The 22,979-nt window shown below is 70.7% G+C and carries 23 protein-coding genes; 11 read left to right on the plus strand and 12 right to left on the minus strand.

The annotated features are described in order from the left end of the window. Positions 1-92 precede the first annotated feature (92 nt). Positions 93-1,019, plus strand: coding sequence for a fatty acid desaturase family protein (locus HD596_RS09525; RefSeq protein WP_185078379.1), 927 nt, complete (start codon positions 93-95; stop codon positions 1,017-1,019). Here HD596_RS09525 and HD596_RS09530 read toward each other — a convergent pair. Beyond that, the gene (locus tag HD596_RS09530; protein ID WP_185068910.1) at positions 988-1,209 is read right to left on the minus strand and encodes a hypothetical protein; all 222 of its coding nucleotides are present in this window, start codon (positions 1,207-1,209) and stop codon (positions 988-990) included. The two genes, HD596_RS09525 and HD596_RS09530, sit on opposite strands and share 32 nt — an antisense overlap. 51 nt (positions 1,210-1,260) lie before the next feature. On the opposite strand from HD596_RS09530, the gene HD596_RS09535 reads away from it, so the two are divergent. The 4 genes from HD596_RS09535 to HD596_RS09550 are packed head-to-tail and all read left to right on the plus strand — an operon-like array spanning position 1,261 to position 5,145. After that, complete coding sequence (locus HD596_RS09535) at positions 1,261-2,388, plus strand: sensor histidine kinase (RefSeq protein ID WP_246554246.1); 1,128 nt, start codon at positions 1,261-1,263, stop codon at positions 2,386-2,388. Continuing rightward, positions 2,385-3,053: a response regulator gene (locus tag HD596_RS09540; RefSeq protein ID WP_185068911.1), complete on the plus strand. Its 669-nt coding sequence runs from the start codon at positions 2,385-2,387 to the stop codon at positions 3,051-3,053. Before HD596_RS09535 ends, HD596_RS09540 begins: the two co-directional genes overlap by 4 nt. Before the next feature lie 57 nt (positions 3,054-3,110). Further along, positions 3,111-4,397, plus strand: coding sequence for a cytochrome ubiquinol oxidase subunit I (locus HD596_RS09545; RefSeq protein WP_313043415.1), 1,287 nt, complete (start codon positions 3,111-3,113; stop codon positions 4,395-4,397). 10 nt (positions 4,398-4,407) lie between these two features. After that, positions 4,408-5,145, plus strand: a complete 738-nt coding sequence (locus tag HD596_RS09550; protein ID WP_185068912.1) for a cytochrome d ubiquinol oxidase subunit II — start codon at positions 4,408-4,410, stop codon at positions 5,143-5,145. Between the two features lie 7 nt (positions 5,146-5,152). Here HD596_RS09550 and HD596_RS09555 read toward each other — a convergent pair whose 3' ends face one another. Genes HD596_RS09555 through HD596_RS09565 form a run of 3 tightly spaced genes read right to left on the minus strand, consistent with a single transcriptional unit; the run spans position 5,153 to position 8,431 of the window. Beyond that, complete coding sequence (locus tag HD596_RS09555) at positions 5,153-6,901, minus strand: bifunctional metallophosphatase/5'-nucleotidase (RefSeq protein ID WP_185068913.1); 1,749 nt, start codon at positions 6,899-6,901, stop codon at positions 5,153-5,155. Between the two features lie 24 nt (positions 6,902-6,925). Continuing rightward, positions 6,926-7,693: an alpha/beta fold hydrolase gene (locus HD596_RS09560; RefSeq protein ID WP_185068914.1), complete on the minus strand. Its 768-nt coding sequence runs from the start codon at positions 7,691-7,693 to the stop codon at positions 6,926-6,928. A 9-nt stretch (positions 7,694-7,702) separates the two neighbouring features. Next, positions 7,703-8,431, minus strand: a complete 729-nt coding sequence (locus HD596_RS09565) for an SDR family NAD(P)-dependent oxidoreductase (RefSeq protein WP_185068915.1) — start codon at positions 8,429-8,431, stop codon at positions 7,703-7,705. A 70-nt stretch (positions 8,432-8,501) separates the two neighbouring features. Here HD596_RS09565 and HD596_RS09570 point away from each other — a divergent pair, with 70 nt between their 5' ends. Together HD596_RS09570 and HD596_RS09575 are read left to right on the plus strand one after the other, a co-directional pair. Beyond that, complete coding sequence (locus HD596_RS09570) at positions 8,502-9,098, plus strand: TetR/AcrR family transcriptional regulator (protein ID WP_185068916.1); 597 nt, start codon at positions 8,502-8,504, stop codon at positions 9,096-9,098. Positions 9,099-9,418: 320 nt separating this feature from the next. Next, positions 9,419-9,949, plus strand: coding sequence for a hypothetical protein (locus HD596_RS09575; RefSeq protein ID WP_185068917.1), 531 nt, complete (start codon positions 9,419-9,421; stop codon positions 9,947-9,949). A 75-nt stretch (positions 9,950-10,024) separates the two neighbouring features. Here the strand turns inward: HD596_RS09575 and HD596_RS09580 are convergent, their stop codons facing one another. The 7 genes from HD596_RS09580 to HD596_RS09610 all read right to left on the minus strand — a co-directional run bounded on the left by HD596_RS09580 (position 10,025) and on the right by HD596_RS09610 (position 16,606). Further along, positions 10,025-11,101, minus strand: coding sequence for an SPFH domain-containing protein (locus HD596_RS09580; RefSeq protein WP_185068918.1), 1,077 nt, complete (start codon positions 11,099-11,101; stop codon positions 10,025-10,027). 3 nt (positions 11,102-11,104) lie between these two features. Then, positions 11,105-11,536, minus strand: coding sequence for an NfeD family protein (locus tag HD596_RS09585; RefSeq protein ID WP_185068919.1), 432 nt, complete (start codon positions 11,534-11,536; stop codon positions 11,105-11,107). A 72-nt stretch (positions 11,537-11,608) separates the two neighbouring features. Further along, positions 11,609-12,781 (minus strand): L,D-transpeptidase, encoded by a 1,173-nt coding sequence (locus tag HD596_RS09590; protein WP_185068920.1) that lies wholly within the window; start codon positions 12,779-12,781, stop codon positions 11,609-11,611. A 73-nt stretch (positions 12,782-12,854) separates the two neighbouring features. Then, the gene (gene fahA / locus HD596_RS09595; protein ID WP_185068921.1) at positions 12,855-13,958 is read right to left on the minus strand and encodes a fumarylacetoacetase; all 1,104 of its coding nucleotides are present in this window, start codon (positions 13,956-13,958) and stop codon (positions 12,855-12,857) included. A 14-nt stretch (positions 13,959-13,972) separates the two neighbouring features. Next, the gene (locus HD596_RS09600) at positions 13,973-14,746 is read right to left on the minus strand and encodes a hypothetical protein (protein WP_313043419.1); all 774 of its coding nucleotides are present in this window, start codon (positions 14,744-14,746) and stop codon (positions 13,973-13,975) included. Further along, on the minus strand, positions 14,728-15,897 hold the full coding sequence (locus HD596_RS09605; RefSeq protein ID WP_185068922.1) for a homogentisate 1,2-dioxygenase: 1,170 nt from the start codon (positions 15,895-15,897) through the stop codon (positions 14,728-14,730). Before HD596_RS09605 ends, HD596_RS09600 begins: the two co-directional genes overlap by 19 nt. 79 nt (positions 15,898-15,976) lie before the next feature. Beyond that, positions 15,977-16,606 (minus strand): helix-turn-helix domain-containing protein, encoded by a 630-nt coding sequence (locus HD596_RS09610; protein ID WP_185068923.1) that lies wholly within the window; start codon positions 16,604-16,606, stop codon positions 15,977-15,979. A gap of 68 nt (positions 16,607-16,674) precedes the next feature. On the opposite strand from HD596_RS09610, the gene HD596_RS09615 reads away from it, so the two are divergent. Both HD596_RS09615 and HD596_RS09620 read left to right on the plus strand, forming a co-directional pair. Continuing rightward, the gene (locus HD596_RS09615; RefSeq protein WP_221519259.1) at positions 16,675-17,295 is read left to right on the plus strand and encodes a hypothetical protein; all 621 of its coding nucleotides are present in this window, start codon (positions 16,675-16,677) and stop codon (positions 17,293-17,295) included. 122 nt (positions 17,296-17,417) lie between these two features. Then, entirely contained in the window at positions 17,418-17,885 is a 468-nt protein-coding gene (locus HD596_RS09620; RefSeq protein WP_185068925.1) for a hypothetical protein, read from the plus strand. On the opposite strand, the gene HD596_RS09625 is transcribed toward HD596_RS09620, so the two are convergent. Continuing rightward, positions 17,877-19,118, minus strand: coding sequence for an MFS transporter (locus HD596_RS09625; protein ID WP_313043423.1), 1,242 nt, complete (start codon positions 19,116-19,118; stop codon positions 17,877-17,879). The two genes, HD596_RS09620 and HD596_RS09625, sit on opposite strands and share 9 nt — an antisense overlap. A gap of 176 nt (positions 19,119-19,294) precedes the next feature. On the opposite strand from HD596_RS09625, the gene HD596_RS09630 reads away from it, so the two are divergent. Further along, on the plus strand, positions 19,295-21,547 hold the full coding sequence (locus HD596_RS09630) for an MMPL family transporter (RefSeq protein WP_185068927.1): 2,253 nt from the start codon (positions 19,295-19,297) through the stop codon (positions 21,545-21,547). 129 nt (positions 21,548-21,676) lie between these two features. Then, the gene (locus tag HD596_RS09635; RefSeq protein WP_185068928.1) at positions 21,677-22,972 is read left to right on the plus strand and encodes a hypothetical protein; all 1,296 of its coding nucleotides are present in this window, start codon (positions 21,677-21,679) and stop codon (positions 22,970-22,972) included. Positions 22,973-22,979 lie beyond the last annotated feature (7 nt).

Consider the following 22,979-nt stretch of genomic DNA (forward strand, 5'->3'; position numbering starts at 1 on the left):
TCGACACCAGAGGCAGCGATTTCGCCCGACTAGCCCGTCAGATCACGGACGCCGGTCTCCTTGACCGGCGTCCCTTCTATTACGCGATCAGGATGACCATCATGGCCGCCGTCTACCTCGGCGGCTGGGCGCTGTTCATCTGGCTCGGCGACTCGTGGCTGCAGCTCCTCGTGGCAGTCGCGCTGGCGGTCGTCTTCGCGCAGCTCGGGTTCCTCGCCCACGATCTCGGTCACCGGCAGGTCTTCAGGACCCGGCGGCCCAGCGACATCGCGGGCCTGATCATCGGCAATCTCGGCATCGGGCTCGGCTGGGGCTGGTGGACCACCAAGCACAACCGTCACCACGCCAACCCCAACCACGAGGACCACGATCCCGACGTCTCCCCCGCCGTGATCGTCTGGTCGGAGGATCAGGTCGCCAGAAGCAACGGCCTACCGCGATTTGTCGCGAAATATCAGGCTTACTGGTTCTTCCCGCTGCTGACGCTCGAAGCCTGGCACCTTCACATCGCCAGCGTGAAGGCCCTGTTCAAGCCGGAGGCCAAGCGGCGCGGCCCGGAGCTGACGATGCTCGTCACGCACTTCGTGCTCTACTTCGGCCTCGTCTTCACGATCCTGCCGGTCGGCAAGGCACTGCTGTTCCTGATCGTGCACCAGGGGCTGTTCGGGATCTACCTGGGGAGCACGTTCGCGCCCAACCACAAGGGCATGCCGATCCTGACCGCGGAGGACAAGCTGGACTTCCTCCGCAAGCAGGTGCTGACCTCCCGGAACGTGCGGGGCGGCCTGTTCACCGACGTGGCGCTCGGCCAGCTCAACTACCAGATCGAGCATCATCTCTTCCCCAACATGCCGGCCCCCAATCTGCGCAGGGCGCAGCCGATCGTCGAGCGGTACTGCGCGGAGATCGGCGTCGACTACCTCCAGACCGGCCTGGTCGAGTCGTACGGGCAGGCACTCCGCCACCTGCACGAGGTCGGCGCCGCGCTCAGGCGCCCCCTTCCGATTCAAGGCGCTTGAGCAGCGAGTCGCGGCGGCGCTCGAGCTGAGCGATCAGCTCTTCCTGCTCGTCCGCCTGGCTGATCATGGCCGAGATCTCCACCTGGTCGGTCGCGCCCATGTCGCGGGTCTGGTTGCGGAGGTCCTGGTTCTCGGCTTTCAACCGGGCCAGGTCCTCTTCCACCTGCCGCAGATCGTCCTTTGTGCTCATTTACCTGCTCTACCCAGATGCGCCCCGGCGATTACCCCCGAGAATGGTGGCATGCGCAAGCCGTCGACCAGCATGATCGTGTCACTCGTCGTGCTCGCGGGCCTGCTGGTCGGCATGGCCATCACCTACGCGACCAGGAGCCAGACCCCGATCAACGCCCTCGACGTGGTGCTGCCGGTCATCGCCTGCGGCGGGCTGCTGCTTCGGGAGCGCTATCCCGTCGGGGCGCTGCTCCTGGTGATGGCCTGCGTCGCCGCCTACTACCGGTACGCGGGCCTCGACGGGCCCCTCGTCATCCTGCCGTTCGTCAACCTCTACACCGCGGCCGAGAAGGGCCACCTCACCGCGGCCATCGCCATCGGGGCGGCGTCGCTGCTGGGCATGGGGCTCGGCGAGACCAGCGGCGTCCGGCACGTCGAGAACAGCCTGTTCCTCATGATCGCCGGCTGGGAGGTGGCGGCGGTCGCGTTCGGCAGCGTCACCCGCAGCCGCCGCCTCTACCTTCAGGCGGTCGAGCAGCGCGCGCTCGAAGCCGAGCACGGCAAGGAGGAGGAGGCCAGGCGGCGGGCGAGCGAGGAGCGGCTGCGGATCGCCCGCGAGCTGCACGACGTGCTCGGGCACAACATCTCCATGATCAACGTACAGGCCGCGGCGGCGCTGCACGGGCTCAAGAAGCGGCCGGAGGACGCCGAGACGGCGCTGCGGACGATCAAGGACACCAGCAAGGAGACGCTGCGCGAGCTGCGGACCACGCTGGGCGTGCTGCGCCAGGTGGACGAGGACGCGCCGACCGCGCCCGCCGACAGCCTGGCCCGGGTGTACGCGCTGGTCGCGGCGTCGGGGCTGGAGGTGCGCACGGATCTGTCGGGGCCGCTCGACGCCGTGCCGACCGAGGTGGACCTGGCCGCCGCCCGCATCGTCAGGGAGGCGCTGACCAACGTCTCCCGCCATTCCGGTGCGAAGCAGGCCACCCTCACAATCAACAACACGTCCGGAAATATCATGATCCGCGTGGAAGATGATGGGCCGGGCGCCACGTACGACGGGGGCAGCGGCTTCGGCCTGCAGGGCATGCGCGAGCGCGCCACCGCGCTCGGCGGCACCCTGGAGGCGGGCCCGCGTCCCGAGGGCGGCTTCCGCGTCGTCGCCCGGCTGCCGCTCGGGGATGGGGCTCGATGATCCGCCTACTGCTCGCCGACGACCAGACCCTGGTACGGGCCGGGTTCCGGTCCATACTCAGCGACGAGGACGACTTCGAGGTCGTCGCCGAGGCCGCCAACGGCGCGGCGGCCGTGGCCGCGGCCCGCGAGCACCGCCCCGACGTGGTGCTCATGGACATCCGCATGCCGGAGCTCGACGGCCTGGAGGCCACCCGCCAGATCTCCGGCGACCCCCGGCTCGCGGACGTCAAGGTGATCATCCTGACCACGTTCGACCTGGACGACTACGTGTACGGCGCGCTGCGCGCCGGCGCGAGCGGCTTCCTGGTCAAGGACACCGAACCGGCCGAGCTGATCCACGCCGTCAGGGTCGTGGCCAGGGGCGACGCGTTGATCGCGCCGTCGATCACGCGGCGGCTCATCGCCGAGTTCGCCGGCCGGGTCAAGCGCCCCGAGCCCGGCCCCGAGCTGAACGCGCTCACCGAACGCGAGCGCGAGGTCATGGCGCTGGTGGCCGGCGGCCTGTCGAACGACGAGATCGCCGCCCGGCTCGTGCTCAGCCCCGCCACGGCGAAGACGCACGTCAGCCGCATCATGACCAAGCTGTCGGTACGCGACAGGGCCCAGCTCGTGGTCATCGCCTACGAGGCCGGCATGATCGTCCCGGGCTGGGTTACTCCCTGAGTCGTAGCCCGGGAGAGCTCGTGCGACCCGGGATGTACGCCAGGTTGCCGCCCGGGCATGACGCGGGGGGCGGAGCCGTACCGGGACGCTCTGGGCATGGACACCGTGGACCTGGCCCGCCTGCAGTTCGCGCTCACGGCGGGCGCGCACTTCCTCTTCGTGGCGCTGACGCTCGGCCTGGCGACGCTGGTCGCCGTCATCCAGACCAGGGCCACCTTCAGCGGCGAGCCCGTGCACCTGCGGATGACGCGGTTCTGGGGCCAGCTCTACATCATCAACTACGCGATGGGCATCGTCACAGGGCTGGTCATGGAGTTCCAGCTCGGGCTGTCGTGGAGCGGGCTCACGGAGTACGCGGGCAACGTCTTCGGGTCGGCGCTGGCCATCGAGACGCTGGTGGCGTTCTTCGTCGAGTCCACGTTCCTGGGCCTGTGGATCTTCGGCTGGGACAAGCTGAACCGGTGGGCCCACCTGGCGCTGATCTGGGTCGTGACGCTGACGGCGTACGCGTCGGCGTTCTGGATCATGGTCGCGAACGGCTTCCTGCAGCACCCGGCCGGCCACGTGCTGGACGGCGGCGTGCTGCGGCTGGTGGACCTCGGGGCGATGGTGGGCAATCCGGCCGCGCTGCTCGCGTTCTTTCACGTGATGGGCGGGGCGATGATCACCGGCGGGTTCTTCATGGCCGGGGTGAGCGCGTACCACCTGCGCAAGCGCACCGCCGAGCAGGACTTCTTCCGCAAGTCGCTGCGCATCGGGATCGGCGTGGCGCTGCCCGCGCTGTTCTTCACCGTGACCTTCGGCGGGATCTCGTTCCAGACCCTGCAGCCGACCAAGTCGGCGGCGTGGACGGGCGACATGGACCGGCTGGCCGAGGCGCAGGCCCAGATGGTGGCGGCGCACGGCCCCGGCGACTACCTGCCGCCCGTGGGCCCCGTGCAGGCGGCGGGCATCACGATGATGGTGCTCTGGCTGGTGATGACCGTGGTCGCGGCGCTGAGCCTCGTGCTCATGCTCTTCCGGCCCGTCGTACGCGGGTTCAGGCTGTGGCACTGGCTGCTGACCCTGATGATCCCGGTCCCGTTCGTGACCGTGCTGTCCGGCTGGGTCTTCCGGGAGCTGGGGCGCCAGCCGTGGGCCGTGTTCGGGCTGCTGCGGACGGCTGACGCGATGTCACCGGTGACCGCGGCCCAGATGCGCTTCTCGATCACGGCCTTCGCCGCGGTGTTCGCGGTGCTGATCGCGATCAACTACTGGCTGCTGGCCAGGCAGGCCCGCCGCGGGCCCGGCGCGGAGTCCCTCGGCGCCCCCGCCACCCCCGCCGCCCCCGCACTGAGCTTCTGAGGAGCCCGTCATGGAGATCTTCGTCCTGGCCTTCTTCGCGCTCGGCTACCTCGTGCTGGCCGGGGCCGACATCGGGGTCGGCATGGTACTGCCGTACCTGGGCAGGTCGGCGGCCGAGCGCCGCGAGGTGATCGCCGCCATCGCGCCGTTCTTCCTGGGGAACGAGGTGTGGCTGGTCGCCACGGCGGGCGTGCTGGCCGGGCTGTTCCCCGAGCTGGAGGGCGAGCTGCTGAGCGGCAACTACACGGTCGTCGTGGCGCTGGTCCTGTCGTGGGTCGTGCGTGACATGGGGCTGTGGCTGCGGGGGCGGCTGCCGGGGGCGCGGTGGCAGACGTTCTGGGACGGCGCGATCGTGGCCGGGAGCTGGGGGCTGGCGCTGGGCTGGGGGGTGCTGCTGAGCCACCCGCTGGTCGGCATGCCGCCCGCCCTGGTGGTGGCGGTGCTGGTGGTGGCCGCGCTGTTCGCCACGCACGGGCTGGCGTTCGCGGCCCTGCGGCTGCACGGGACGCTGCGGGAGCGGGCGGCCGTGCTGTCGGGCGGGGCGGGCGAGGGCCGCACCTACCTGCTGACGGCCGCCGCGCTGGTGGCGGTGGGGCTGCTGGCCGGGCTCCGGCTGCCGCTGGAGCCCGGCACCTCCGGCCCCGTGCTGGTACCGGTGATCCTGACCCTGATCCCGCTGCTGGTGGCGGCGCAGGGCTGGGTGTGGTGGACGTTCAGGCACCGGGTCACGGGGCCGTCCTATCTGTGACGGCGGGTCAGAAGACGGGGACGCCGTCCCTGGTCAGCTTCCAGTTCTGGACGGCGAACCCGCTGGGGTCGATGGTGCCCTTCGCGGTGGCGTACTCGATCAGCGCCTGCCGGATCTCGACCTGCGCGTTGTAGAGCACGGGGGCGCCGGTGACGTGCGGGAAGCCGCCGCCGCCCGACTGCCGGTAGTTGTTGATCGCGACCACGAACTCCTTGTCGGCCGGGACCGGGGCGCCGTCGTAGGACAGGTTGGCGATCCGCTGGCCCACCGGCTTCGAGATGTCGATGTCGTACGACACCCCGGAGAGCTGGTCGTAGTTGTAGTCGGGGGTGTTGCCGGCGTTCGTCAGCTTGGTCACGTCCACCGGGTCGCCGGGGGCGAGCTGGTTGAAGTACTTGGCCGAGTACTCCAGGTAGTCCTTGATCTGCGCGCCGGTCAGCTTGACCGCCAGCAGCGTGTTGTCGTAGACGTACAGGCCGGCCACGTCCCTGACGCGGATGTCGCCGGCGGGGAAGACGGCGGTGCGGCTGAACGGCGCCGCGATCGACAGCACCGGCAGCGTGTTGCCCGGCAGCGCCTGCTTGACCGTCTCCACCTGCACCTGCTGGATGTAGTCGAGGATCGGCGTGTCCTTGTACGGCGACTCCGCGGCCGACAGCGCCTGCGCCGACTTGGCCACGACCTTGTTCACGTAGCCCACGGTCGTGTCGTGCTGCGGCTTGAGCAGCTGGACGATCTTGGGGTCCTCCTGGACCGTGTTGGTGTTGATCGTGGTGGCGGACTTGCCGGTGACCACCCACCTGCCGTGCTGCTTGGTGAGCTGGAAGTCCAGCTTCGACAGGCGCTGGCCCCACCTGCCCGGCTCGGTCAGCAGCACCTGCTGCCCGGTGGCCTTGTTCGTGACGAAGCGCTGCGGCACGTCGTTGTGCGCGTGCCCGAACAGCACCGCGTCGATCCCCGGCACCTGCTCGGCCACCATCGCGGAGGCGTTCTCGACCGGCAGGTCACCGCCATAGGACGACAGGCCGTTGTCGCCCGCGTGCGCGGTCACCACGACCACGTCCGCGCCCAGCCCGCGGATGACCGGCACCCACTTCCTGGCCGACTCGACCAGGTCGGTGAATCGGAGCTTGCCCTCGACGTTCGCCTTGTCCCAGATGGCCACGCCGGGGTTGGTCAGCCCGAGCACGCCGACCTTGACCGGCTTGTCGCCCTTGACCTTCATGGTCTTGATCACGAACGGCTTGTACGCGGGCAGCCCCGTCCGGTCGTAGACCGCGTTCGCGCCGAGCACCGGTGCCCGCATCTGCTTGATCCAGGTGGCCAGCAGCGGCAGACCGTAGTTGAACTCGTGGTTGCCCAGCGTCACGGCGTCGTACCCGATGGCGTTCATGGCCTTGGCCATCGGGTGGATCTGGCCGGTCTGGGTGATCGGCTCGACCTTGGCGTAGTAGTACGCCAGCGGGGTGCCCTGGATGGTGTCACCCGAGTCGAACAGCAGCGTGCGGTCCGCCCCGCGCTCGGCCCTGATCTGGTTGACCAGCGAGGAGACCTTGGCCAGGCCGACGCTGTTGCCCGCGCTGTCGGCGTACGTGGCGTCCTTGAAGTAGTCCCAGTTGAGGACGTTGCTGTGGAGGTCGGACGTGCCCACGACCGTGACGGTGACCGAGGCGGCGCCGGCTTGCGCGGGGGGCGCCACCAGGACCAGCGCGCACAACGCGGCGGCCCCGGTGAGGGCGAGATTCTTGGTCTGCATGAGGCTGGAGCGTAACCAGCCCGCTCAGCCGGCGGCCACGCGGGTGATGAACTCCCGGACCAGGGCCGTCACTTCGGCCGGTTTCTCGTGCAGGACGACGTGGCCGCTGTCCAGCTCGGCGTACTCGCTGCCGGGCAGGGCGGCGTGCAGCGCGCGGGCGTGCTCGACCGGGATCAGGTAGTCCCGGGTGTTGCCGACGACCAGCGTGGGCGCGGTGATCTTCGGCAGCAGGTCCCTGATGTCGAGGCGCAGGTCCAGCTCGATCTGGCGGCGGACGCCGTGCGGCGGCTCCCCGGCGGTGAGGGCCTGCGCGCCGACCGCGCTCACGTACTCCGGGCCGAACGCCACCAGCGGCCCGAACGCGGCGAAGCTCTCCGGGTCCGTCTCCGCCAGCCTGGCCCACGTGCGCAGGCCCAGGCTCAGCCGGGAGTCCTCCGCGTGCGTCCAGCCGGCGATCAGCACCAGCCGCCTGACCAGCTCCGGGTGCTCGGCGGCGACCGCCACGGCCACGGCCGCGCCCAGCGAGAAGCCGACGAGGTCGGACGGGCCCTCGAACGTGGCCGCGACCTGGCCGGCGAGCAGGTCGAGCGTGAGGTCGCCGCCCGGGTCGGCGGTCTGGCCGCTGCCCGCGTAGTCAGGGGTGATGACGGTGCGCAGATCGGTGAACTCCGGCACGAGGTGGGCGTAGTTGCTGACGGCGTCGCCGCCGGTGCCGTGCACCATGACGAGGCCGGGCCCGCTGCCCGCCCGCAGGTAGTGGACGGCGCCCGAGCTGTGGGTGACCGTGGGCATGAGGGGCTCCTAGAGGTTTCCGCCGCCGGTGGCGTCGATGGTGCTGCCGGTGATGAAGCTCGCCTCCGGCGAGGCGACGAAGGCCACCGCGTTCGCGATCTCGTCCACGTGGCCGATCCGGTTGAGGGCGTGCCTGCTCGCCGCGTACGCCTGCGCCTGCGGGTCGCCGCGCAGCCAGCCCGCGTTGGTGTCGGTGTCGATGATGCCGGGGGCGACGTTGTTGACCGTGATGCCGCGCGGGCCCAGCTCCTTGGCCAGGGCCAGCGTGAACACCTGCACCGCGCCCTTCGTCATCGCGTACGCGATCCCCTCCGGGAAGGCGATGCGGGCCACGCCCGAGGTGATGTTGACGATCCGCCCGCCGTCGGGGATCAGCGGCAGCAACTGCTGGGTGAGGAAGAACAGCCCCTTGACGTTGACCTCGAACAGCCGGTCGTACGCCTCGGGGGTCTCCTCGCCGATGCGCCGGGACATGCCGATGCCGGCGTTGTTGACCAGCACGTCGAGAACGTCCGTCTCGTCCTTCATCCGCTCCGCCAGCGCCTGGCTCCCCTCACCCAGATCGGCCTGCACGGCGAACGCGCTGCCGCCGTCCTTGCCGATCAGGCCGACGACCTCCTCGGCCGCCGCCTCGTCCCTGGCGTAGTTGACGGCCACGCGGAAGCCGTCCCTGGCCAGGCGGAGCGCGATGGCGCGGCCGATGCCCCTGCTGCCTCCCGTCACGAGCGCGGTCTTCATCCCGGCAACCACCTTTCTTTAGCGATCGATACAGTAACCATAACATAGCGATCGCTATAGAATGTGGGGCATGGCCAGACAGCGGGCGTTCGACAGGGAGGCGGCGCTGGAGACGGCGCTGCTCGCGTTCTGGCGGCACGGCTACGAGGCGACCTCGATCGCCGAGCTGACCGCCGCCATGGGCATCCGCCCACCCAGCCTGTATGCGGCCTTCGGCGACAAGCGGCGGCTGTTCGAGGAGGCGGTGCGGCGCTACCAGGAGACGTACGGCGCCTTCACCACCCGGGCCCTCGCCGAGGAACCGACCGGCCGCCAGGCCATCGAGCGCGTGCTGCGCGAGACCGCCGAGGAGTATTCGAACCGCTCGCATCCGACGGGGTGCCTGATCATCACGGCGGCAGTGAACTGCGGGCCGGAGTCCGCCGAGATCGAGGAGCTGCTACGCGGCTTCAGGGAGGGGAGCAAGGCGGCACTCAAGGCCCGCATCGACGAGGACCTGGCGGCGGGCCGCCTTCCGGCCGGCACGGACACGGCGGGCTTGGCGACCTTCTACGCCGCCGTCATCCAGGGCATGTCCACCCAGTCCCGCGACGGCGCCACCCACACCGACCTCCTCCACATCGCCACCCTCGCCATGTCCGCTTGGCCCAAAAGCGACATTGTGTAGTCAATCAGCTACACAAAGTAGGGGTTCCAGGGTTGGAAACGCCGTACTAATCATGTAACACTGTTGCAAGGTTGCTACATGGTTGGTCGAGGAAGACATCAGCACAACGAAATCAACGCGGCCTTCAAGGAAGCGCGCAAGATCGCATCGTTGACCGTGGTGGAGAGCCACAACGGTCACTGCTGGGGGTGGATCGAATGCATCTGTGGCGAGGAGCCGCAGCCAGTGTGGTGCACGCCGCGTAACCCAGGCAACCACGCGAAGCGCCTTCTCCGATGGATCAAGAATCACTCGGAGTGCGCAAAGGACGAGGAGAGGTCATGATTACCTGGGATTTCCGCGTAACTCTGAACCGAGCACCTACCCGTGACGAGCTGAATGCTCTGTTCGAGGCCGGTCTGGATGACTGCACGGTCTCCGGAGACAAGGACGGCAGTATCTATGTACTGTGCGACCGCGAGGCCGACAGCATGCTCGACGCCATCGCCTCCGTGATCGCCCAGATCAAGACGGTCCCCGGTCTCTGGCCCATCGCCGTCGGCGAGGACGACGGCGTGACGCTGGGAGACGCCGCCCGCCGGCACGGCGGGCGCACGCAGGCCAGCCTGCGCCAGCTGGCCGCGGGACAACGAGGTCCCGGCGGTTTCCCGGCTCCGCTCATCGAGGCCGACAACATCCGCCTCTACTCGTGGGCCGAGATCTCCGAGTGGCTGCGCACCCGGATGGGGGATGACATCCCGCCGGAAAACCCGGATGTCGCTCTGGCGGATGCGCTCGTCAGGCTCAACTGCCGGGCCCGAGCCGCACATCGGGAAGACGGACTTCGCCACCTGTTCGAAGTCATCGCCTGAACCCGTCAGCCTGAGACCTCACTCCTCGACAACCACAGGCGCCCGCCGGCTCGCAGCGGGCGCCTGTCCGGGGTGTCAGCGCTCGACCTCGGTGTGCTCGCGGTCCAGGTCGGGGAACGGGGACGGCTCCTCGACCCCCTGGGTGAGCTGGCGGGGCCCCTTGGGGGTCTCGGCGTCCTGGGCGTCCGCCACCGCCTCGGCCGCCGCCTCCGACGCCTTGGCCACCTCCTCGTCGAACTCCGACGTCTCCGGCGCCTCCTCCCGCGTCGCCGCCGACCGGGGCAGGGCCTCCGTGAACGCCCGGGAGACCCCCTGCAGCGCCGAGGTGACCTCGCTCGGGATCACCCAGAACGTGTTGCCGTCGCCCTGCGCGAGCTGCGGCAGCACCTGGAGGTACTGGTAGGCCAGCAGCTTCGGGTCGGGGTCGTTGCGGTGCACGGCCTGGAAGACCTGGTCGATGGCGCGCGACTGGCCCTCGGCCTCCAGGATGGCGGCGGTGCGCTGGCCCTCGGCACGCAGGATGCGGCTCTGCTTGTCACCCTCCGCCGTGAGGATCTGCGACTGCCGCTGGCCCTCGGCGTTGAGGATCGCGGCGCGCTTGTCGCGTTCGGCCCGCATCTGCTTCTCCATCGCGTCCTTGATGGTCTTGGGCGGGTCGATGGCCTTGATCTCGACGCGGTTGACGCGGATGCCCCACTTGCCGGTGGCCTCGTCGAGCACGCCGCGCAGCTGGCTGTTGATGGTGTCGCGCGAGGTGAGCGTCTTCTCCAGGTCCATGGAGCCGACGACGTTACGCAAAGTCGTGACGGTCAGCTGCTCGACGGCCTGGATGTAGTTGGCGATCTCGTACGCCGCCGCCCGCGGGTCGGTGACCTGGAAGTAGAGGACGGTGTCGATCTCCACGACCAGGTTGTCCTCGGTGATGACGGGCTGCGGCCGGAAGGAGACGACCTGTTCCCGCAGGTCGATCATGGGGTAGACGCGGTCGACGTAAGGGATGACGAAGTTGAGACCCGGCTTGAGCGTGCGGTGGTAGCGGCCGAGGCGCTCGACGTTGCGGGCCCGCGCCTGCGGGACGATCCGCACCGCCTTGAGCACGGTGAACACCGCGAAGAGTATGACGAGCAGTCCGACCAGCAACAGCGGATCCATGAGTCACTCCCGGGGATATACGAGGGCTGTCGCCCCTTCGATCTCGATGATGTCGACGGTCGCCCCCGTGGGGATCACCAGCGTCTCGTCGTAGGCGCGCGCCGACCACTCCTCTCCCCCGATGCGCACGCGACCGTCGCGGCCCGTCACCTCCGAGACCACGTAGGCGGGCTTGCCGACGAGTGCTTCCACGCCGAACCGTTGCAGCGCAGGCTGCTTGATGTGGCGCATCGCGATCGGCCTGAGCACCATCAGGCCGGCGGCGGACGACAGAGCAAAGCACAGCAACTGCAGGGGGACGGGCAGCCCGATGACGGCGGCGACGGCGGTAAGGAGTGCCGCCGCGCCCAGCAACCCGAGCGAGGCCGTGAGGGTGAAGATTTCGGCCACGCCGAGGACTACCGCGAGGATTACCCAGATGATCCATTCATCCATGTCCGGCCCTCCTGATGGGACAACGGGCCTGAGTTCGCGTCTGGTTCCCCCCTCTCTACCGTAGTCCCGGAATCAACCTGACGGCACCCGTGCGTCCACCGGACCCGCTTCGAGCAGGGCGCTTCCCTGCCGCCACTTCTCCCACGGGAGCTGCCAGAAACCCCACCCGTTGTCCCAGGCGAGCTCCCGGTCGGTGCCGACGATCGTGACCGGGTCGCCGCGCAGGGAGGTGCCGTAGAACCAGGCCGCCTGGTCGGGCCTGGCGTTGATGCAGCCGTGGCTGACGTTGGCCCGGCCCTGCGCCCACACGTTGTCCTTGGCGTGCACGTATTCGCCGCTGTTGGAGATGCGCACGGCGTGGTCGATCAGCATGTCGTAGAAGCCGGGCTCGCCCTTGACGCGCCCCGGGGAGATCATGCGGACCGGGTTGCCCTTGTCCATGGTCAGGTGGATGCCGCTGGTCGTGGTGTATTCGGGGGTGGTGGCCATGCCCGCGCTGATGGCCATCCGCTGCGCGATCTCACCGTCGCGGCGGACGACCATCTGGTGGGTCCGGGTGTCGATCGTGCTGGTCTGCCTGCGCCCGACGGTGAAGGCGAAGGTGGAGTCGGTGGTGCCGTGGACGCCGCCGCCCGCGGGTACGCCGGCCAGGTGCGCGGTGACCGTGACCTGCTGGTGGGGCGGCCAGAACCGGCGGGTGCGGTAGACCACCTGGGTGTCGCTGATCCACCGCCACGCGCCCTCGACCGGCGTCGCCGCCCGGACCTCCAGCGCCCGCTCGACGGCCGCCTTGTCCTCCACCGGAGTGTCGAAGTCGATGATGATCGGCATGCCGGCGCCGACCGTCTCGCCCGGCAGCGGCGCCGTCGCGGCCACCTGGAACGTCCTGGCCGCGGGCCGGGTGCGGAAGCGGCCGACGGCGACCGTGGCCGGGCCGCGGGCGCCGGCGGCCGTGACGGTCACCGAGTATTCGGCCGCGGGCTTGAGCGTCCAGGCCGAGCGCCACGTCGTGTGGGTGCCGTCGAGCCGGCCGGGCACCTGCTCCCCGCCCTCCGAGACCAGCACCTGGCTGAGCGTGCCGCCGCGGGCCCTGACCACCAGGCCGCGGTCGGTGCGGGCCCGCTTGGAGTCGAACGCGGGCGAGACCCGCACCACCGGGGGCGGGGACGGGGCCCTGGCCGGCGCCGAGGAGCAGCCGCAGGCCAGGAGGAGGAAGGCGACACAAGTCAGCACGGCACGCCGCATGTCACTCCTGCTGTCCGAGGGAAGGGGTGACATCAGGGTAGCGGCGAGTCAGCGGTCAAGCACGCTGAGTCACCTATACGACAGTTCCGGAAACCTCCCCCAATGTCAGGGCGCCGGCGGTGGCCCGGATCGTCACCGTGTCCCCGTCCTCCAGGAAGGAGCGCGTCTCACCGCTCGCGAGCTTGAGCGGGTCGGTCCCGTTCCAGGTCAGCTCGATGAGGGAGCCGCGTTCGCCGCGCGAGGGCCCCGAGATTGTGCCGCTGGCGAACAGGTCGCCGGTCCGCAGGGAGGCGCCGTTCACCGTCATGTGCGCGAGCATCTGGTCGGGCGTCCAGTACATGCTCGCGTACGGGGGCCGCGACACGACCTCCCCGTTGAGCAGGACCTCCAGGGAGATGTCCAGCCCCCAGTCCCCTCGCCTGCGCAGATAGTCGGCCGGTGCCGGGTCCTGGGCGGGGCCGGGGACGCGGGGCAGCGCCTCCAGCGGCGTGATCCACAGCGAGATCGACGTGGCGAACGACTTGGCCAGGAACGGCCCCAGCGGCACGTACTCCCATGCCTGGATGTCACGCGCGCTCCAGTCGTTGACCAGCGTCACCCCGAACACGTGGTCCTCGAAGGCCCCGGCGGGCGAGCCGAGCTCGGTGGGCACGCCCACCACGAACCCCAGCTCCGCCTCAATGTCCAGCTTCGCGCACGGCCCGAACGCCCCGCGCCCGAGCTGGCCGTGCGGGCGCCTGACCGGCGTGCCCGAGACCACGACCGTCCCGGACCTGCCGTGGTAGCCGACGGGCAGGTGCCGCCAGTTGGGCTGCAGCGGCTCGGTGCCGGGCCGGAAGATCTGGCCGATGTTGCTCGCGTGGTCGATCGAGCAGTAGAAGTCGACGTAGTCGGCCACCTCGAACGGCATGTGCAGCCGCACCTGCTCCAGCGGGACCAGGTGCCGCTCGGTCACGGCGAGGTCGCCGGTGAGCTTGTTGCGGATCAGCGTCCTGGTGTCGTGCCAGGCCGTCCGCCCGCGGGCCATGAACGGGTTGAGCGAGGGCGCGTCGAAGACCTCGTCATGCAGGGCGGGCGCGAGGTCGAGCACCCTGTCGCCGTACCGGACGCCCACGCGGGGCGACTGGCCCGGACGCGAGAACACGCCGTAGGGCAGGTTGTCCACTCCCCAGCTCACGAAATTTTCCTCCGTCACGCGATCAGTCCCAGGGTGCGCAGGTCCTCGACGGGGATGCTGGTGCTGCACGAGCCGTAGCTCACCAGCAGCCGCCGCGCCCGTTTCGCGGTCTCGTCGGGTACGGCCTGCGCGAGCCGTACGAGATGCCCGACGTCGGTGGCCCGCAGCACGGGCACCGGGTCGCGCCCGTCCACGGCCTCGCAGACGGCGAGCAGCAGGTTGAGGAAGCCGTGCCGGTCGACGCCCAGCGCGGGGTCGAAGTGGCGTACGGCGTGGTGCAGCCCGGCCGTGGCCTTGAACGGGACGTCGTGCTCGACGCAGAACCCGATGAACGCCGCCAGGTGCTCCGCCGGTGGGAAGGTGTCGGCCGCCGGTCCGCCGCAGCGCACCTTCAGCCCCACCCCCTCGGGCACCTCGACGCTCACCTTCCCCGCCGCCACCTCCACGAAGAGCCGCACGCCCGCCGGCAGCTCGAGCCGGCCGGCCAGCGCCTCGATCGTCAGGCCCGGCGGCAGCACGGTCTCGACGAAGTCCACGGGCAGGTCGTCGAAGGGAGGCACCTCCTCCTGGTCCAGGATCAGCCCGATCCGCCGCGGCCGGTACTCCATGTCCCGCAGCCGGTGCAGCCGGCTGGCCGGGCACAGGAACCGGTGGGTGAGCACGGCGCTGCCGTGCTCCAGGTCGCGCCGGTTGCGGGCCAGCGCCTCGTCCATGTGCAGGGACGTCGGCGGGAACAGGCCCGCGTCGTCCACGAGTTCGGTGTAGACGTTCATCGTGACCAGGTCCACGCGTAGCCGGTGTCCTCGCAGGACAGCGCGCCCTGCCCGAGGTCGAGCGGGCGGAAGGTGTCCACCATGACGGCCTTCTCGCTCGTCGTCGTGATGCCGCGGGAGACCGCGTCGATCACCGCCTCGACCGCGCCGGGCTGCGGCCCGTGGGTGAACCCGGCGGGATGCAGCGAGATGGAGCCGATGTCGATGCCCGAGCCCTTGCGGGCGGAGTAGTCGCCGCCCACGTAGAACATGAACTCGTCGGAGTCCACATTGTGGTGGTTGTACGGGATCGGCACGGATTCCGGGTGGAAGTCGAGCGGCCGCGGGCAGAACGAGCACACCACGAACCCCGGCCCCTCGAAGGTCTGGTGGACGGGCGGCGGCGCGTGGGTCTTCTTCACGATCGGCTCGAAGTCGTCGATGTTGAACGCGAATGGGTAGAGGTAGCCGTCCCAGCCCACCACGTCGAACGGGTGGTTGCGGTAGACCAGCCGGCTCAGCCCGCCCCGCGTGCGCACCAGCACCGGCACCTCCTCGCCCTCGACCGTGAACGGCTCGGCGGGGCTGCGCAGGTCGCGCTCGCAGTAGGGGGCGTGCTCCAGGAACTGCCCGTACTGCGACAGGTAGCGTTTGGGCGGCCTGATGTGCCCGGCCGCCTCGATGGCCAGCACGCTGACCTGGCCGTCCGGCACCCAGCGGTGGATCGTTCCGGTCGGGATGACGACGTAGTCGCCCTCGCCGGCCCCGATCACGCCGTACGTGGACTCGAAGCGGACCCGGCCACCCTGCACGTAGACGCACTCGTCGCCCATCGAGTTGCGGTAGAGCTCGCTGGGCCGGTCGCTGGTGGCGTACGACAATCGGACGTCGCCGTTGCCCGCCAGCAGCATGCGCCCCGTGACCAGGTCGCCCGCGCTGGACAGCTCCTGCGTGCGGAAATGGCGCGGCGAGAGCGGCAGGTTGGGCTCCAGCCGGGTCTCCACCGTCGGCGTGACCGCCTCCGCCTTGACGATCGCGGTCGGCAGGTAGCGGTGGTAGAGCAGCGAGGAGTCGGACGAGAAGCCTTCCTCGCCCATGAGCTCCTCGGCGTAGAGACCGCCGTCCGGCCGTCTGAACTGCACGTGCCGCTTGCGCGGCACCTCCCCAACGACGCGGTAGTACGGCATCCGCTGCCTCCATAGTGTCCGTTTATCGGACGAATATGTCCTCTATATGTGACAACCGTCCGCCATCGGCCTGGAGATGTCAACCCAGCGCGGCGGCCAGCTCGGCCGCGGCGGCGACCACCCGAGGGCCTGCGGACTCCTCGAGCGGCCCGAACGTCACCACCCCCACCGACGCCTCCAACCAGGGCAAGCCGGTGACAGGCGCGGCGACGCCCCGCGCACCCTCCTGCAACTGCCCCTCCGTCGCGAAGTAGTCGTCACGCCCCCCGCGCAGCGCCAGGATCGCCTGCCCCGCCGCGCCTTTCGCCAGCGGATGGCGCGAGCCCTCGCGGTAGGCCACGTGCATGTCGGTCCAGGACGGCTCCACCACCGCCACGGCCAGCCCGTCGTCGCCCTCGGCCACGGTCAGGTGCGCGGTCGCCCCCACGTCCTCGGCCAGCCGCCGCAGCGTCGGCACCGCCGCGGCCCGCAGCAGCGGCTGAACGGCCTGCGCCAGCACCAGCACCCCGAACCCGAGGTGCACCCGCCCCTCGGCGTCCCGCCGCACGAACCCCTCGCTCATCAGCGTCGTCAGCAGCCGGTACACCACGGGACGGCTCAGCGACAGCTCGGCACTCAGCTCGGTCGGCGTCCGGCCGCCCCTCCCGTCGGCGAGCAGTCTCAGCAGGCGAAGCCCGCGTTCCAGGGTCTGAGCGGATTCAGCGGCCATGCCATCGATTATCCAGTGACTGTTCGCGCTGGTGAGGGTACTGAACGAGGGAAAGGTGGGGGGTGGCTATGCGGCTGTGGTGGGTGTTCCTGCTCGCGGGCTTTGCCGTGTGCGCGTTGTCCGCCGCCGTGCCCTCGCTCACCATGACGCCGATGTCCCGGCAGCTCCCCCTCGACCCCGTGCACGAGAGCCTGGTCGAGGACACCTTCTACGTCACCGAGGGCATCGAGGTGCACCAGCGGCTCCTGCCCACCGCGAAGGGCGTCTCGTTCCGCCCCGGCTACCTCGCCGTCGGGATCAAGGTCGACCAGGGCGGCGAGCTGTACGGCACGCCGCAGCGCTCCGGCACGTACCTCGCCGCCGTCCGGATGTGCGCGGGACAGTCGTGCCAGAGCCAGCGGCTCACCTTCGTCGTGCTCGGCAACGTGCCGTGGGAGCCGCGCGAGCTGACCTTCCCCGGCCGGGTCGGCACCCCGCTGAGCGGCGAGATCGGCATCAACGGCGGCCCGTCCGGCGTGATACCGACGTTCACCGTGACCGACCGCGCCAAGCTGCCCCGCGACGTGGTCATCGGGCCCGACGGCCACGTGAGCGGCGTGCCCGCGGCCGCGGGCATCTCCGAGGTGCCGGTGCGGATCTGCGTGGCGGGAAACTGCGCGGGCGTCGTGGTACGGCTCATCATCGCCTGAGCCTCCCGGCGATCGCGTGGTAGGGCTCGCCTCACCTGAACTCGGCGGACAGCGGGCATGCCCCCACCCCGCCCGAAAGCGGACACTTCAGGCGTAGTCACTTCACCTCTGGAGGCCACGCCATGACCACCGTCCTCGACGACACCCGCAGAACCGACCCGCCGCCCGTCGTCCACACCGCCGCCATGCTCTGGCTGGTCGCCGTCGCCTTCGGGGCGCTGGAGACCGTGCTGGTGGTCTCCGAGCAGCTGTACACGGGCGCCTCCACGCTCGCCGAACTGCTGCCGCAGGTCGGGATCCGGCTGGCGGTGTTCGCGGGGGCCGCCTTCCTGGCGCTGCGGCTCAAGGCCGGGGCGAACTGGACCCGCCCGATCCTCGCCGTGACACTCGGCGTCTTCGGCACGCTCTCGCTCGTGATCGGCCCCGTCCAGTGGCTGCTGGCCGGCGGCTCGATCGCCGAGGCCGTCGCCGGGGCGGACGCGATGGAGCTGGTCTTCGCGGGCAGCAGGATCCTGCACGTGGTGGCCGTGCTGGGGGCGGTGACGCTGATGTTCCAGCCCAGGGCCAACGCCTACTTCAGGTCAGCTTGAGATCGGCTCCCGCTCGGGGGCGCGCAGGTTGCGCACCCCCGGAGCCAGCAGGGCGGCGAGGGTGGACAGCACGATGATGACGGCACAGGCGAGCAGCGTCTCCTCCGTGCCGAACAGGTCGGCCGCCTGCCCCGCCAGCAGCAGCCCGATCGGCCCGAACATCATCGACCCGAGCAGGTCGTACGAGCTCACCCGCGACAGCGACTCGGCCGGGATCTCGCGCTGCATCGTGGTCTGCCACAGCACGCCGAACACGTCGAAGCACACGCCCAGCACGAACGCCCCGGTCACGATCGCCCAGAGCGGCGCGTCCAGCCCGAGCAGCACGTACGGCAGCGCGGACGGCAGGCAGAGCAGCACGCCCACCAGGATCGGCCGGCGCGGCCGCAGCCGCATCGCGACCAGCACGCCGACGATCGTCCCGACCGCCTCGCCCGCCAGGAACGCCGACCAGCCCGCGGGACCGCCCAGCGTCTCCTTCGCGATCAGCGGGCCGAGCACGCCGTGACCGGCCTGGATGGCCATGACCAGCAGCGAGAACTGCGCCACCACCACCCAGATCCACTGCCGCGAGCTGAACTCCCGCCAGCCGTCCCGCAGGTCGGCCAGCACCGAGTGCCGCTCGCGCCGGCTCGCGACCGGCTCCATCCGCAGCAGCGCCAGCAGCGCGCCCGCCACCGCGAACATCGCGCCGCTCACCACCAGCGCCCAGCCTCCGCCGACCTGCACCACCGTGAAGCCGCCCAGCACCGCGCCCGCCACCCGCGCGGCGTTCTGGCCCAGGCCGAGCAGGGCGTTGCCGGCCTGCAGCCGGTCGGGCGGCACGACCTCGGGGATGATCCCGGTCAGCGCCGGGAACATGATCGCGATGCCCACCCCGGTCACCGCCGCCGCCGCGGACAGCGCCGGCAGCGGGGTCCAGCCGGTGAGCAGCATCGCGGCCAGCGCGAAGAACCCCGCCGCCATCAGGGACTCGCCGGCCATCATCACCCACTTGCGCGGCAGCCGGTCCGCCAGCACCCCGCCGAACAGGATGAACACGATCATGGGCACCGACTCGGCGGTGAGCACGACGGACAGCGTCGCGGCGGTGGCGCCGGGCAGGCCGAGCACGCCGAACGCCAGGGCCACCGGTGCGAACGCGCTGCCCAGGACCGAGAGGGTCCGCGCCGACAGCAGCAGCGCGAAGCGGCGATCCCGGAGCAGCCCGAGATCGCTGAGATAACTGTGCACCGGCACGCCCCCCTGAAAACAGTCAAACCCCGCTATTCTGCCGAGTTCTCTCGCCGCTGTCGCCTGAATATTGGTCCGCTGACAAGAGCGGAAGCGGAATATGTGCGCGTTTGGCAAGAATCCAGACTCGATCTCCCGTAATTTGCTAGGACCCTGCTGTCGGCGAGGGGACTCCATTGGGGCGGCTGGTCTATCGCGGTAGATGGACGCTGCTGGCGCTGAGCCTGGTGGCGGCCCTGCTCGTCGCGCCGCTGGCACTGTCCGGGCGGGCGGTGGGCGGCGGCTTCGAGGACCCGCGCGCCGACTCGGCGACCGCCGCGCGCTGGAGCGCGGAGTGGTACGCCGGCCAGAGCCCCGACGTGGTCGTCCTCTACCGGCACCCGTCGGTCAAGGTGCGCGACCCGCGCTACAAGAAGGCGGTGCACGACTCGCTGCGCGGGCTGCCGGCCGAGTACGTGCGCGGGATGGTCACGTACTGGACGACCGGGTCGAAGGCGATGGTGTCCAGGGACGGGCATTCGACGTACGCGATCGTCACGCTGAAGGGCGCCAAGCGGGCGAGCTACGCGGCCGTCGCGGCGCGGCTCAGGACCGTCAAGAATCTGCGCGTCGCGGTCGGCGGGCCGGTGCCGGTGCAGGCCGAGCTCGACGGCGCGGCCGCCGCCGACCTGGCCCGGGTGGGGGCCATCGCGGCGCCGGTGCTGCTGGTGCTGCTCGTGGTGGTGTTCGGGAGCCTGGTGGCGGCCCTGCTGCCGCTGGTCGTGGGGCTGCTCGCGGTGCTCGGCGCGCTGGCGCTGCTCCCGGCGGTGTCCGTCTATTCGTTCTACGCCGTCGTGCTCCTCGGGCTCGGGCTGGCGGCCGAATACTCGCTGCTCCTGCTCAGGGCGTTCAGGGAGGAGATCGCGGGCGGGGCGTCGAACGAGCAGGCCGTGGCGGGCACGCTGGCCACGGCCGGGCGGACCGTGGGCGTGGCCGGGGTGTGCGTGGCCGCGTCGCTGCTGGGGCTGACGCTGTTCCCGCAGCCGTTCCTGGGCTCGCTCGGGCCGGCGGCGGCGGGCGTGGCGCTGGTCTCCTCGGTGGCCGCGCTGCTCGTGGCGCCCGCCCTGCTGGGGGTGCTCGGGCGGCGCGTGGACGCGCTGCGGGTCAGGCCCATGCCCGTACGGCGGGACGGCGGCCTGCGGGACGGCGGGCTGTGGGACGGGGCGCGCCGGCCGGTCGTGTACCTGGTGACGGTGACGGTCGCGCTGGTCGCGCTGGCGGGGCCGCTGCCCGGGGCCGAGTTCGGGAACGCGGACCACCGGGCGCTGCCCGCCGCCTCCGAGGGCCGCCGGGTGGCCGAGACGATCGAGCGCGACTTCGCCAGGAACGCCCTGTCGCCGATCGACGTGCACGTCGTGGTGGAGCCGCTGGACGGCACCGCCGTCACCGCGCTCGACGTCCGCCCCATCACGGAGCGGCTGGAGCGGCTGCCGCACGTCACCGGGGTCGAGACGGCGGGCCTCTCGCGGCCGAACCGTGCCGTGCGCCTGGCCGTCCGCCACGACCTCGATCCCCTGTCGGCGCAGGCCGGAGACCTGGTCGCCGCGATCAGGTCCGCGGCCGCTGGGCCGGACGTCCGGCAGGTCGTGGTCGGCGGGCCCGTCGCGGCGCGGCTGGACCTCCTGGCCGGCCTCTCCGGCACGCTGCCGTGGCTGGCGGTGGTGGTGTGCTCGGCGATGGCCCTGGTGCTGGCGCTCGCGTTCGGGTCGCTGGTGCTGCCCGTTCCGGCGGTGGTCGCGAGCGTGCTGTCCGCCGGGGCGTCGTTCGGGGTGATCGGCTGGGTGGCCGGGAGCGGCTTCCTGGGTTTCGCCGGCCCCCTGGACGTCTCCGTGGCGCTGCTCATCGGGGTCGTGGCGTTCGGGCTGTCGGTCGTCCACCAGGTGTTCCTGGTCTCGGAGGCGCGAACAACCGCGACGGGGGCGCGGGAGGTGATCATCGGTGCGGCGCTGCTGGTGATGGCGGTCGCCGGCACGTTCGCGGCGGCCGGGATCGCGGTGGTGAGGCTGCTCGGGGTGGGCCTGTGCGTGGCGGTCGCGGTGGACGCCGTGCTGGTGCGGCTGCTGCTGGTGCCCGCCGCCATGCGGCTGCTGGGACCGGCGAGCTGGTGGCCGCTGCGCTCCCCCGGGATCTCACCTGCCGCGTCCCCGCCTGTCCCCGAGGTCGAGCCGCCCGCGCTCGCTCCCCCGCGCGATCGGCGCCCGTTGACGGGCGGGCGGCCCGCGATCACCGTCAAGGGCCGGCCGGCCGTCTTCGGCGCGGACACCGATCCGGTGCCGGTGCCCGTCAAGCCCCCTCAGCCGGGATGGGTGAAGGTGGCGGCGGGGCGCACCCGGGCGGTACGCGCCGACCCCGGCGGCGCCGGCTGGACGTGGGTCGAGGTGGACGACTGAGGACTCGTTACTGGCGCGGCTACTTCGCGTCGAATAGTGCGTGAAGAAGCCATAGATCTCATTGAACGTTATTGATCGTCCGGATAGTGTGCGATATGCCCACGATCATCCCCTGGAAGTAAAGGTGCCATGCGACAGCGGCTACGGCAGATCTTCGTCATCGGATTAGCCCTCTCGCTCCTGGGCGTCGGCATTCCGGCGTGGTCGGAGGACGACCCCCGAGGCTGTAACGACCTGATGTCCGGCGACACCCCGGCGTACGTCGTCTGCCGGTGGCTGGCCACCCCCGAGGAGGCCGCCGACATCGCGAAGTTCTGGCTGGACAACGACGGCGAGCACATGCAGGAGGCCGGTCCCGGGAACCCGATCCTGGTGGACTGCACCGAAGAGGGCAACTCCTGCCCGACCGACTCCGAGGGCGACGGCGAGATGCACGACGGCGGCTCCCCGGACGTCCCGGGCGCCGAGGACGGCGGCACGCCTGAATGCCAGAACGGCGACCAGTGCGGCTACGTCGACCCCACCGGCGTCAGCGCCGCCGAGAAGCAGTCCGCGATGGAGACCCCGGCCGGCAAGGCCGCGCAGGCCGCCGTCCAGACCACCATGCGCCTGTGGATCGAGACCGAGCTGGCCGACGACTACAAGGCCGGCAAGCTGGCCGAGGGCGTCAAGAAGATCGCCGCGCTGGTCGCCGCGCAGCCCGGGGTGATCGGCATCCGGTTCACCTCGCAGCTCGGCTACAACAAGACGTTCGCGACGGCGGACGAGCTGGACAAGTTCGTCAATGAGGCCACGGTCGCGCTGCGTACCGCGATGCCGGGCAAGAAGCTGTCGGCGCACACGGTGGTGCCGCTGTTCGGCTGCGGCGCGAACGACGCCTGCAAGACCGAGATGACCAAGAAGTACCCGCTGCTCGACCCCGACCGCATCGGCGCCTGGCTCTCCAAGGGCCTGATCGACCAGCTCTCCCTGGACGACGGCCACCTGGGCACCGAGTACGCCACCTGGAAGATCGACGCCACCGAGGCCCAGCGCAACCAGTGGATCCAGGTCCGCGCCCGCGCCTGGGACGCCTACGCGCAGATCGCCAGCGAGGACGCCTCCTTCGCCGCCGCCGGCACCTCCAACCTCACCGAGGAGCAGGCCACCAAGGCGATCACCGAGCGCATCGCCGCCCCGCTCCAGGACGACGCCGCCGAGACGGTCACCCTGTGGACGCGCTGGCAGAACGACCAGGGCCAGGTCAGCCGGATGTACGGCGAGAAGTGGGCCGCCAACGCCATCTGGGACCAGCTCAAGAAGCTCGACGCGGTCCGTCCCCGCCTGGCGACCATCTACGACCCGGCCAACCCCGAGGTCGACGTGGCCACCGACCTGAAGAACCTGTCGGAGGTCTTCGGCCAGGTCTACCTGCACGCCGCCTGAGACACAC

This window comes from Nonomuraea jabiensis, assembly GCF_014204795.1.
GTDB lineage: Bacteria > Actinomycetota > Actinomycetes > Streptosporangiales > Streptosporangiaceae > Nonomuraea > Nonomuraea jabiensis.